The 11,731-nt window shown below is 49.5% G+C and carries 10 protein-coding genes; 3 read left to right on the top strand and 7 right to left on the bottom strand.

The features are described from left to right. Window positions 1-95 precede the first annotated feature (95 nt). The gene (gene rseP / locus VNN20_10415) at window positions 96-1,694 is read left to right on the top strand and encodes an RIP metalloprotease RseP (GenBank protein HWP92594.1); all 1,599 of its coding nucleotides are present in this window, start codon (window positions 96-98) and stop codon (window positions 1,692-1,694) included. 484 nt (window positions 1,695-2,178) lie between these two features. Continuing rightward, a complete protein-coding gene (locus tag VNN20_10410) occupies window positions 2,179-3,081 on the top strand; it encodes a DUF58 domain-containing protein (protein ID HWP92593.1) in 903 nt (300 codons plus the stop codon). A gap of 129 nt (window positions 3,082-3,210) precedes the next feature. On the opposite strand, the gene VNN20_10405 is transcribed toward VNN20_10410, so the two are convergent. The 7 genes from VNN20_10405 to VNN20_10375 all read right to left on the bottom strand — a co-directional run bounded on the left by VNN20_10405 (window position 3,211) and on the right by VNN20_10375 (window position 11,158). Further along, window positions 3,211-3,765, bottom strand: coding sequence for an NUDIX hydrolase (locus tag VNN20_10405; protein ID HWP92592.1), 555 nt, complete (start codon window positions 3,763-3,765; stop codon window positions 3,211-3,213). A gap of 273 nt (window positions 3,766-4,038) precedes the next feature. Continuing rightward, entirely contained in the window at window positions 4,039-6,021 is a 1,983-nt protein-coding gene (locus tag VNN20_10400) for a J domain-containing protein (GenBank protein ID HWP92591.1), read from the bottom strand. Window positions 6,022-6,282: 261 nt separating this feature from the next. Further along, window positions 6,283-7,221, bottom strand: a complete 939-nt coding sequence (locus VNN20_10395) for a hypothetical protein (protein HWP92590.1) — start codon at window positions 7,219-7,221, stop codon at window positions 6,283-6,285. 257 nt (window positions 7,222-7,478) lie between these two features. Continuing rightward, the gene (locus VNN20_10390) at window positions 7,479-8,066 is read right to left on the bottom strand and encodes a GNAT family N-acetyltransferase (protein ID HWP92589.1); all 588 of its coding nucleotides are present in this window, start codon (window positions 8,064-8,066) and stop codon (window positions 7,479-7,481) included. Next, window positions 8,063-9,154: a class I SAM-dependent methyltransferase gene (locus VNN20_10385; GenBank protein HWP92588.1), complete on the bottom strand. Its 1,092-nt coding sequence runs from the start codon at window positions 9,152-9,154 to the stop codon at window positions 8,063-8,065. Before VNN20_10385 ends, VNN20_10390 begins: the two co-directional genes overlap by 4 nt. A gap of 112 nt (window positions 9,155-9,266) precedes the next feature. After that, window positions 9,267-9,875 (bottom strand): pyridoxamine 5'-phosphate oxidase family protein, encoded by a 609-nt coding sequence (locus tag VNN20_10380; GenBank protein ID HWP92587.1) that lies wholly within the window; start codon window positions 9,873-9,875, stop codon window positions 9,267-9,269. 563 nt (window positions 9,876-10,438) lie between these two features. Continuing rightward, on the bottom strand, window positions 10,439-11,158 hold the full coding sequence (locus VNN20_10375) for a metal-dependent hydrolase (GenBank protein HWP92586.1): 720 nt from the start codon (window positions 11,156-11,158) through the stop codon (window positions 10,439-10,441). A gap of 123 nt (window positions 11,159-11,281) precedes the next feature. Here VNN20_10375 and VNN20_10370 point away from each other — a divergent pair, with 123 nt between their 5' ends. Further along, window positions 11,282-11,695, top strand: coding sequence for an archease (locus VNN20_10370; GenBank protein HWP92585.1), 414 nt, complete (start codon window positions 11,282-11,284; stop codon window positions 11,693-11,695). Window positions 11,696-11,731 lie beyond the last annotated feature (36 nt).

Here is an 11,731-nt window from a genome sequence, read left to right as displayed (position 1 = left end):
TAATGAGAGAAAATATAGAGAGAGTTCTTCGAAACATAGCTCTTTTTGCTCCGTGTCCTCTGTGGCTAAATAATATCTAACTATAGGAGAAAAGAATGACAGTATTATTGGCGTTTTTATTCGTGATAGGAATTTTAGTCTTTATACACGAACTCGGCCATTTCTTGGTGGCCAAGCGATGCGGGGTTAGAGTGGAGAAGTTTTCCCTGGGTTTTGGCAAGAAGCTCTTTGGATTTAAGAGGGGAGAGACGGAGTATCTGGTTTCTATGCTTCCCCTAGGCGGGTACGTGAAGATGTACGGTGAAGGGGGGGAAGGAAACTTCATTGTAGACCGTGTTGAAGCCGGCTCCAGGGCGGAGAAGGCTGGATTTAAGTCAGGGGATAAAATAACCGGCATAGGTGGGGTAGCGCTTTCTACTTTTTCCCGGTGGAGGGAGCTTGAGTTTAATTTAGTGAAAAATCCGGAGAGAGAATATGTATTTACCATTGAAAGGGACGACGAGAGGTTGGCAGTTAATTGTAAAGCCGATGATTTGGAAGGGATAAAGGCTTACTCCGAGAAGGAGTATCCCCGGGGTTTCTCCAATCAGTCTATACTGAAAAGGTTGGCCATAGTGGTTGCCGGCCCGTTCATGAATTTTGCCCTACCGTTTTTATTCTTCCCCATTATTTTCATGCTGGGTATCGGCGTTGCCGCTTATCTGGAAGAGCCTCCGGTAATTGGATATGTAGAGCCCGGCTCGCCCGCAAGCGAGGCCGGATTCCGGAAGGGGGATACAATCATTAAAGTAGACGGAAAGGATGTAAAAACGTGGAGAGACACCAACATAGCCTTTCAATCGAACCCGGATGCCCTCCTGGATGTCGAGGTGAAGAGGGATGGGCAACTGAAGGACCTCAAGCTCAAGGCGGAATCTTCCCCCGAGGGAATTGTGGCTGTAGGGCTTGCTGAAACCCTCGATGCCAGGATAGGGAGCGTCATGGTTGGCTCCCCGGCGGAAAAGGCAGGGCTTAAAAAGGGAGACCGGATATTGGCAGTCAACCAGATAAAAATTACTGACTGGTATCAGATGGCCTCGATTATAAGGGGGAAAGCCAACCAGGAGATTACACTCCTGGTCAAACGGGACAACGAAGAGTTTAAGGTAAAAATCACCCCGGAGCCCCTGGAAGAAACCGGCCAGGGCGCTATCGGGATCACCCCGTATAGAGAAGAGATCGTTAAGAAGTATGGGTTTTTTGGCTCTATTATAGAGGGGATAAAAGAAGCTGCGGGCATGATCTATGAAGTCACCGTCCTACTCTTCTCCTTCCTTTACAAGCTTTTTACCGGGAAGATATCTCTCGGGACTGCCGGAAAGAGCATCGCCGGTCCGCTCCTTATTGCCAAGGTCTCCGGCTCGGCGGCGGAAGGAGGGCTGGCATCGCTCCTTCAGTTCACCTCTTTCATCAGCATAAACCTTGCTATTATAAATCTCCTTCCCATACCGATGCTCGACGGCGGGCATGTGCTTTATCTGGCGATCGAGTCCATAAAGAGAAGGCCCCTAAGCCAGAGGACATTGGAAATATGCCAGCGCATCGGCCTCACCTTCTTAATCTTCATCATGTTTCTGGCAATCTATAACGATATATCCAGGCTGAAGGGTTCGATTATAGAGTCTATAGGCCGTTTGATCGAGACGTTCAAGTAGGGCTCCGCTTTTTTCATTATGAAATATCAAACTTGTCCAAGATAAGAGATTTCTTCGCCGTCAAAACAAAGCGGCTCGCGGTGACAACAATTATCCCTTCGCTCCTTGCGGGGGAAGCCTGTCCTGGTCTTGACGAAGGGTCCATGGTTCGACTCCGCTCACCATGAAGGCAGATCTAAAACTAGTAGCAATACCATGCCCTTCACCCTTAGTCCTTCGGCCTTCGCTCAGGATAAAGTACGACGAAGGGTGAATAGTGTTAAAAAGCTATTTCAAAAAATAGGATTAGCATGGCGCTTGCACAGCAAACAGAAGTAGGGTGACCTGATTTTGAAAAGGCGTTTTTATCTATCTAAAGGGAATGTTTTACCAGTTTGAACCTCTGTTTTCTAATTATTTTGACGGCAGTGATGAAGCATGCTTAATTAAGAAGGAGGTACGAATCGGTATTTAGGGCCGTATAATTAAGCTCTGTGTAATGAGGATGAAATTCTTAAAACTGGGCAAGGATAACTGGGCCAGGACTCGACCTACCAAGGAAGGCATAGTATTCCTGGGGCTTAGCCTTTTTGTAGGTTTTGCGGCGCTTAACACCGGAAATAACCTCCTTTATCTTACCTTCGGCATGATGTTGAGCTTCATCGCCGTTTCCGGTATTACATCCCTGGTGAACCTGTCCAGGATTGAAGTAAGGCTCGAGCCGCCGGAGGATGTTTTCGCCTGGGCCCCAACGTCCATCCGTTTTTCGGTCAAAAATTTGAAGATACTCATTCCGTCATACTCGTTGACGATCGAAGCCGGCGGGAAAAAGGCCTACTTATCGTATCTGCCTTCTAAGGCGGTAAAGACGGTAAACGTGCAATACGTTTTCAAACATCGAGGGTGGAACAAGATGCCGGAAACGGTGCTTTTCACCCGGTTTCCATTCGGCTTCTTCAAGAAATGGATCAGGATTGACCTGGGTGATGATGAAGTTCTGGTTTATCCCCGAGTGGAAAGGATAGGGATAGAAAAGGAAAGAATTAGGCATAGCTTCGGCGAGCTTGAGTCGGACAGATTGGGATTCGGAAATGACCTTAGGTCGATTAGGGGCTACAATGAAGGAGATAACCCCAAGCTTATCCACTGGAAAACCTCGGCTAAGCTGGGGAAGCTTATGCTGAGGGAGCTTCAGGATGATGAGTCGAGGAAGGCCATAATTGAATTTAACCCCACCAGGAATAAAAACGAGCTGGAGCAGCAGATAAGCTACACGGCGTCCCTTTTACTGGAGTTGATGGAGCGAGACTACGAGGTCGAATTCGTAGCTCCGGACAGGACGTTCTCTTCGTCGGAGTTAAGCCGGTCTCCCCGGCCAGTCTTGAGATACCTGGCGCTTTATAACTGAAGAGATGTTTACTGGTTCTCGTGTTAGTGTGTTACGGGTTAACCGGTTTAAAAATACACCCGTGAACACATTAACTCGCAAACTCGTTAACATTTCCTTTTGTGTCTTCGTGCCTTTGTGGTTAAAAAACTATAGTTTGAAGTACTTCCTCACATAGTCCCTCAGCGCATCGCGGGTGCTGGAGAATGCCAGGTCATTCCAGGGTATTTCACCGGGGGCGAATAAGCTCACTTCCAGGCACTCGTCGCATGCCCTTAGCTCACCGCCAATAACCTCGGCGGAATAAACGATGATGACCGGGCTCTTATGGTAAGAGTACACCCCGACTAAATCCCTAAGCCTCACGTCCAGGTTTACTTCTTCCTTAGTCTCTCTTATCGCTGCCTCTTCAACCTTTTCCCCATAATCGACATAGCCGCCCGGAAAAACCCATTTGCCGTAGCTCGGCTCTATGCCCCGTTTTAAGAGAGGAATTTTCATGTCGATCAACGTTATGGTGCACGCCGCCACTTTCGGGTCGAGATATAGAACAAATGAGCATTCTTCACAAACCAGCCTTTCCGGCTCGGATATTTTGAGCAGTTTGAGTTGTAATCTACCTCCGCATCTGGGACAAAATTTATAATCCATGGTGTAAATAGTATACGCTAAAACGAGCTTTAAATTATCGACATGAAAAGGCAAATAGACCGTTCTCCTTTGAACCTACCTAAAGGTCTCTACGATGTCCTGTAGCTAATACTTTGTATGGATCATAGAGGTGGAATTGTAGCAGTGTCGAGTTCTATTTGGGGGGAAAAGAATCTAAATCGGTAGTAACTCCGCCCGCTACATGCTGCTGTTAGTTCCCGACTGTACACGCAGAAGGTTAGCGGTGAATCCCTCTGCAGGGTTGCATCTGGACTTCGGCTTCTGTTCTGCATGGGTGCGGATTGGGTTACGCTACGATTGGGCAGTCTACTCCCACCATCCGGGGACACCGCGAACGAGCACGCGGCGTGTTCTAGTTTCAACCCTCATTCCTCCTGGAGCCGAGTAGACCCGGCGAATTGGATCCTTCGTCATAATGCCTCCCAAGTACGTGCCATCCTCGCGAAACCAGCGGAAGCGTTTCTTCTCAAGTAGGCCGAACCCGGTCTGCGCCACAATCAGATCGCCACCATCGAAGGTATCTATAATCGTATAGAGCGTCTCGTCCCGGAGGACGTAGAGACGGGTATCCGTGAGGAGATAGAGGTAGTCGCCCGTATCGGCAATTCGGCGGGGGACCGACCCAATGTCGTAAGCATGAACGGGTTCTCCGGAGTCAGTTAGAACCACAACCCTACCTGAGTAACCAGCGAGAAACACAGCATTTGACCAACCGGCGAAGCTCGCCGCATAGATCCAATCAGCAGCGTGGATTTCACTCACGACGTACGATGCGGTTATAGTGAGCTTCACGCCACTCACTTCGACTTCACTACGGCTGATCTCCTGAGCGTACTGCACCCCGGTGTACACTGGCAGGGCACTCGCACCGATGCCCGTGAGCAACTGCACAGCCGAGGTTAGCGCCTGCATCCTTTCCGTGGCTACGGGATCGCCCGGGTTGAGGTCCGGATGCCACTCTTTAGCCAGCTGCCGATAGCGCTTTTTTATATCCTCTGGCGTGAAGGGATAGGACATACCCATGAGGGAGAGCGCTTGCTGAATCTCTCCACTCGTCCCGAACATCTCGCTAGGTTCAGAGACCTGGGTCCACCCATCTTTAATCGGCAGTTTTACACCCCAAAGCCCACGTCCATCCATCCTTATACACCATGCTTCATCGACGGCTGTGAAGAGGTAGCGGCTGCCGTCGCGGGAGAGCGCAACGCACCGGATATGGTTCTTTAGCTGGTCTTCGGAGATGTTGAAGCGCTTGCGGATCGCTCGAATCTCTGGAGCATCCATAAGCGTTGTCTCGAGGATCGGTTCTAACGCATCATCATAGGCGTGGACTATGCAGTCTTTGGACATAGCGATCAGCCCTCGTCCCATCGGATTCACGTCGATCCGATAGATGTCATGGAGTAGGGGCTTCTTTGCGATTAACTCACCCGAACGACCATAGCGAAGTACCGCTGCGGGGATCCAGCCCATGCCTTCTGCCTTCCCAAGATCGTCCACCATCAATAGGCCCGAGTCCAGAGGATGAAGCTGCCTGAACGCGGTATCAGGTTTCTCCTCTAGTGGGATTGTTTCGATCGTCCCAATTTCCCAGCCATTGGCATCACGGACCTCGAAATAATCTATGGCCTCCGGAAGCTCTGCGGCAGAGCCTCGTACCTGCGCCTCTTCCCAGCGGAGTGGAGATCGCGGAAGCGGCACGTACGGGATGCGTGCGACGTCGATTTCACGCATAGGTGGTGGGTTTCGATCCATCCGGTGAGAGCGCACGTTGCGCTTCGGCGGAGGTACGGATGCCTGTGCCACTCCGGCAGGCCATATTGCATACGTTTTACCTTGCTTCTCACGCATGATCTTACCTGCCTTTTCGAGCCAGCCGATCAGGTTCGACACCCGACGCCCATCTTCTGTGCCTACGAGTGACTTCATGTCCGTCTGACGACAGCCCGGATTCTGCTGCACTACTTCGAGGATGTTTTCAAATAACCTGCGGTCCTCCTCATGCTGCTCAATCACGTTAATCCAGGGCTCAAGATCGTAATCCGAGATGACAATTCCGCGCATCTCAGCGAGTCCCTCATCATCTCCCATTAGTGCGAGCATAGTTCCACCGACTTCGAACGCGGGGATTGAGGAAATGTCAAACGAGCCGTAAGACTGCTTCGTGCAACGCACAAAGGCCGGCACTTGGTGCATGTTTTCTCGCGCCATCTGGGCTGCACGTTCGTAATCACGCTTCGAGATGGCTTCCTGCATCTTCGCCATCGTACTAAAGTAATCGTCCGTCATCTTTTCGTTCTGCTTGGTGCTCACGTGGGTGGTTGGGGAGGAAGACGGTGAATTAAAGGGCGAGCGAGAAGAAGGTTGTGGAAGGGTAAGTGCCGTAGGTGTGGCTGGAGTCGTTGCAGAGAGTCCCAGTAGCTTTTTCAAGAATTTGATCATGACAAATACCTAAAGTGAGAATCGAGGTTCTGTTGATAAGGTGGCTCGTTGCCGTCACTATTCCATAGTCACATGGCGTATTGTCCTTGTCTTTATCTAATGAAAAAATCAACCGCTGCTTTTAGCGGTCGGCTGTTTTTTCTTGTTATGAGTCTTTATTGCCCCCGTGACATAACGCTTACTAAGATTCACAAGTTTTCTATTTCGTTTTTGCAGATCCACCCTAATGTCATCCCAATCCAATAGTATTGGTACGGATGCAATCTGTTTGTGCTCGTCCCATATGCACGCTCTTAGCCCGAGTAAGCTCCCGCTATACACCTCCGAATATCTGCGATGAGCATCTTCAATTAATCTTCTACTATAAGCTGTAGACTCTGCAATCATGCTTCTTGCTGAATCGTGAACCTTACTTATCGATTCTATATAGCTCCTAGTCGCTGCTTTAAGGTCAACTTTATCATCCATCTCGTCCAATACACTATTTTTCATTTTTTCATCTTCCTCAAGGTAAGATCGCTGTGAAGCGAGTTCCATTGAGTATTCCAGCAAACGATCATCATCTAATGAGATCCACCTACCGCCTAGTTGGGTCCAATGTACAGGAATACCTCTATGCTGCACATAATTCCTCAAAGCCTCCATAAAACGATAGTCACGATTTTCGTCATATTCCTTTGAGAAAAGTTTCTTAACGTTTCCCTTCGCATTGGAATCATTAGGTAAACATTCTGTGACGTTCTGATTTGATTGATCTATGTACAAGCGAACCGCTGTAAGTAGGTTTACTAATCGGATATTTAGACCAAGTCGAACTTTGAAAAAGTCAGAGTAATCCAAATGCTCACGAACCATGTGGTTGGTTGTTATTTCAAGTATTTCCTGTTCGAAGTCTATGTAGTTCGCAATAACAATTTCGTATTTTTCTTCGATTGCGAGAGCATTTGACAAAATATTTTGAGCCTTTTTGTACTCCAAATACTCAAATTCAGAGATTTCAATCTCTGGGACATTTCCCAATCCTGCTTTACGAAGTAGATATCTCATAACTCTTAACTATACGAACTAAAGTTCGTATAAATATCCCAATACGTAGTGTTATACGAACAATCTTATCGATATTTTGTTTAAGAGTTTAATTAAAAAAGTCTTTCTAAGTCAATAGGTGAGTATGCGAAAATCATGTAATTACAATCAAAAAACGCCTCTCCGACGGGTTTCATCGGGGACTGAGTTCGCGAGACCATAAGACGCAAGCACTATTCAATACGCACCGAAGCTATTCATGTCACTAGGTCAACGGCTTACCGTGGTTTTCGTAACATCGGAACGATTGGCGGCGATGTGCCGACCTGGATTGTGCCGAGGCTCTCAAATCCGTGTCGCTGATAGAGAGGGACGCTCATCGGACTGGTTGCTTCAAGATAGGCGAGGGCCTGTTGCCGGTCGCAGACAGCCAACGTATGGCGCAAGAGAGCGGAGGCATAGCCCTTGCCCCGGTGAATCGGGTCCGTACCGATCAGGGGCAAATGCCAGTGGGGCTCGTGTGGATGATAGCCGCTCATCTGCTCAAAGAGTGTGAATAGCGACTCCCGTTGGTTTGCCGGGACGGATTTCTCGATGAGTGCTGCCAGCGCTTCCTCATCGGGTTGTACGCCCGGTGGAAGCCAGAGCGCTGCGGCAAGGAACTGGTCAACGTATTGAGCAGTGCCGTGCTCGAAAGCCCTGCCCCCGAATGCCCTGACGAAGCGCGGGAAATTTTCGAGATACTGATGAGGATCGGGATACATCCAACGCACTCCGGGATCGCTAGCGAACGCCAAGACGATCACGGAGACGCATTGATCTTTCTCTGTCTCAGTTGCTGTCTTAATTTTTTGTTCTAGGCTCATTTCCTCACCACATACCAGTTATTCATTATGTCATGTTCAAGGCGGTGCGTCTCGACCGAGCGGAAACCGGCCTTCTTGAGATATTCACGCGTTTTTTCTTCGCCCCACATGGTGCCGAGCCCTTCGCCGCCTTGAGCGAGGGAGACGGTCATGCAGTGCATGCAGGAGACCGTGTAGAGGAGCGGCCCGAGCGGATGCTCGATGTCCTTATGCAGATGGCTTGTGCCATTTATGTCCTGCATCAGATAGACGCCATCCGGCTTAAGGGCTAGGTAGATGCCCCGGAGTACGTTTAGCGGCTTAGCCTGGTCGTGAATCGCATCGAATGTGGTGATGAAATCGAAGGATTCAGGTTGGGCGGTTTTGTCGAAGTCGCTTGCATCAGTGGCGATGAACTCAATGTTTTTAAGCCCACGCCGTGCTGCTTCGCCTTGTGCAAAAGTAATCGCTTCCTCCGAGAGGTCCATTCCCACGAATCGGCTTTTCGGGTAAAGCTCGGCCAGCCGCAGCATGACCAGCCCCCGGCCACAACCCATGTCAAGAGCGCGGATGCCGTTCTTAAGAGATTCGGTTAGTCCGGGTACGAGCGGAAGTATGTGCGACTCCAGGAACGAAAGCACGGACAGGTTGCTATCCTCCGCCATCACCTCGTGGAATCTGGGGAATCTGGAATAGGGGACGCCTCCGCCTTTCCTGAAGCATTCCACTATGTCATCCTCCACACCGCCAAGCCCGGCGATGTATTGAGTGTATAAGGCTATGTTGTTCGCACCGGCCGACCGGGTCAGGAATGCGGCGTGTTCGGCCGGCAATGAGAACCGGCCGGTGTCCGGGTCAAGCTCCACCACCCGGGCTGTGACCATGGCTCCAAGCCACTCGCGGACGTAGCGCTCGTTAAGGCCCGCTTTAACTGCGATTTCTTGAGAGGTGCTCGGGGGCAGCATACTCATGACATCGAAAAGCCCGGTGCGATGGCCTATCGAAGCCATGAGACAAAGCGCGGCGTCGTTGAGCGCGGTGAGCAGTTTTCCAGCAAATTCCTCCGCCTTTGCCTGGTCGAATTTGGAATGTGCGTCGGTCTTTGACATGCTTTTCTACTTACCAGGTTGGTTTTGCCGCATAACGTCTGCATTAACCAGTGTACCGTTTAGATGCATAATGAGTTGTCCGAGAAGTTTTTCAACAGGTTTCACGATAACCTTATTCCTTTTTGTCATCAGTACGGTCTCGCGCCGGTAAAGAATCACGAAAGACCTCGAACTTCTTCCAGGCGGGAACCGGCGGCGTGTAATCCGGCCGTGGGGCATAGGCGGAATATTCGACGAGCTTCATCTTGTGGATGTAACGAGGGCAGTTCGGAAAGATTCGTGTTACCGTGACGCGGATGATGAAAACCGAACCCGGATACTCGGAGCGCAAAGGGTCGTCCTCTCTTATCTGTGCCGTGCCGTTGACCCGTATTCGATGTGGATGCTCGAAATCCAGGAACAGCAGCCCGACATGAGGGTTGACCAAAACGTTTCCCCAGGAGCGGTACATCCCGTTACCGTCGTAGTCGGGAAAGGCAAGGGTGCGGTCGTCGACTACGCGCACGAACCCGGGCAAGCCTCCTTTATAAGAGCAGTCCGGCCGGCCCTGAGCGTCGGCAGTCGCTATGAAAAACATGGGGCAACGCTCGATAAACGCACGGTCCTCCTCGGTGAACGTAGTGTGAACGGTCACTTGCTTCAGGCGGTCGGCTAAAGGCCTTGTTTCGCGCGCCTCTTGAAGCCGCCGCATCCCGTCATGGTACATCGAATCGTCTGCCATCGTTCCTCCTGGTAGGGCGGTGTGGTCCGGCCCTGACTGTCAATTATTGAAACAAGCTTATCAATCTTTTGTTTATGAGCACTGCTATCCAAAATAGTCAGAAACCATTATAAAACAAGGCTAAGCGATAGATAAATACACCTTTTTAAAATCAGGTTTCCCTCTTTTATGTTTACTATGCAAGCACCGCATTTGTTGAAATATTTTTTCTACACCTCAGTGATATCCCTTCCACACTCACACACCCCGGCTCTTCGAGCCACCCCTCTCTAGAGGGGATTTTTTAATCAAGTCCCCTCTAGAGAGGCAACACACCCCTTAAGTCCCCTCTTGAGAGGGGATATAGGGGTGTGTAAGAGTGAGATGAAAAGACGCACAATCATCTTCTGTCCTTTGACCCTTAGGCGTAGCTCAGGGCAGGCTATGCTCAGGGCGAACGGTTTCCCCTCACTTCTTCTTTTCCCAGGGTAGAAGAAAGGGAAATTGCTTCTATGTGGTCGTTGCAAGCCACCATCTTTTAGCGAGAATCAATCTCTTATTTTAGACAATTTAGATGTTTAATTTTAGCTAAGCGTCTCTCCCGGTTTAAGTTCTATAATCTCCATTCCCTTCACATCCTTGGTAAGTTCTCTTAACTGCGCCGGGGTTCCGGTTAAAGGAGGGAACGTGGCATAGTGCATCGGGATCACGTACCGGGGCGAGAGAAAACGACAGGCATAGGCCGCTTCCTGGGGAGACATGGTGAAAAGATCTCCGATGGGAATCATGACTAACTCGGGTTTATAGATTTCGGCAATGAGCTTCATATCGCTGAACACTGCGGTATCCCCGGCGTGATATACCTTGAATCCGTTTTCAAACTCGATAACGTAGCCTACGGCTTCTCCACCGTAAATAATCTTTCCATCGTCGTCCTGAATCCCGCAGCTATGGTCTGCGTGAACCATCGTAAACTTAATTCCATCCACTTCTTGCGTGCCCCCTTTATTCATGGGCATAATCCCTTCAACCCCCTTTGAATTAACCCAGACACATGTCTCGAAAATGCCCACTACCTTGGGCTTATGCTCTTTTCCGATGGCCACCGCGTCTCCGATGTGGTCAAAGTGGGCATGGGTTATGGCCATAATGTCAACCTTATCCAATTTCTTATTCGCTTCCGGACAGGCCGGATTCCCCTGAACCCAGGGATCAATAAGTATGGTCTTCCCCCGGGGCGACTTGATCTTGAAGGTAGCATGACCCAGGTAGGTGATTTCTACGCCGTTGTTTAGTTTTGCCATTTCAATTCCTCCCAGAACTAAGGTTCTTTTAATTATTCTAAATTAACCACATCGATACTCCTTTTGCAAACTGGATTAAGCGTAATTTTTTAGAAGCCTGAATACATGCTAGACTAGGTTTTAATGGACTACGAGATACTGGACCACACCGCCGATGCATGCGTCAGGGTTTACGGAAAATCTTTCGAGGAACTGCTGAGAAATGCAGCCTGCGCCATGATGGAATTAATCACGGACAGAAATAAGGTAGAGCCGTCGGAGGTAGTAGAAATCGACGCATCGGGGGAAAACAGAGAGGAGTTATTGGTCCACTGGCTTCAGGAAATCCTCTTTGCACACCAGGTAAATAAAATGGTTTTCAAGGACTTTGAAGTAAAGCTCCAGGATGAAACGCGGATAAAAGGCAAGGCTTTTGGCGAGGGGATAGATTCGGAGAAACACGAGCTCTCCGCCGATATAAAGGCAGTCACCTATCATAATTTGAAAGTAGAACCATCGGATGATAGATTAAAAGTAGAGATAGTATTCGATATCTAACTACTATTCAGCCACGAATGAACACAGATAAACACG

It is taken from the genome of Thermodesulfobacteriota bacterium, assembly GCA_035559815.1.
Classification (GTDB): domain Bacteria; phylum Desulfobacterota_D; class UBA1144; order Nemesobacterales; family CSP1-2; genus DATMAT01.
This window is presented reverse-complemented; position numbering and strand designations above follow the sequence as displayed.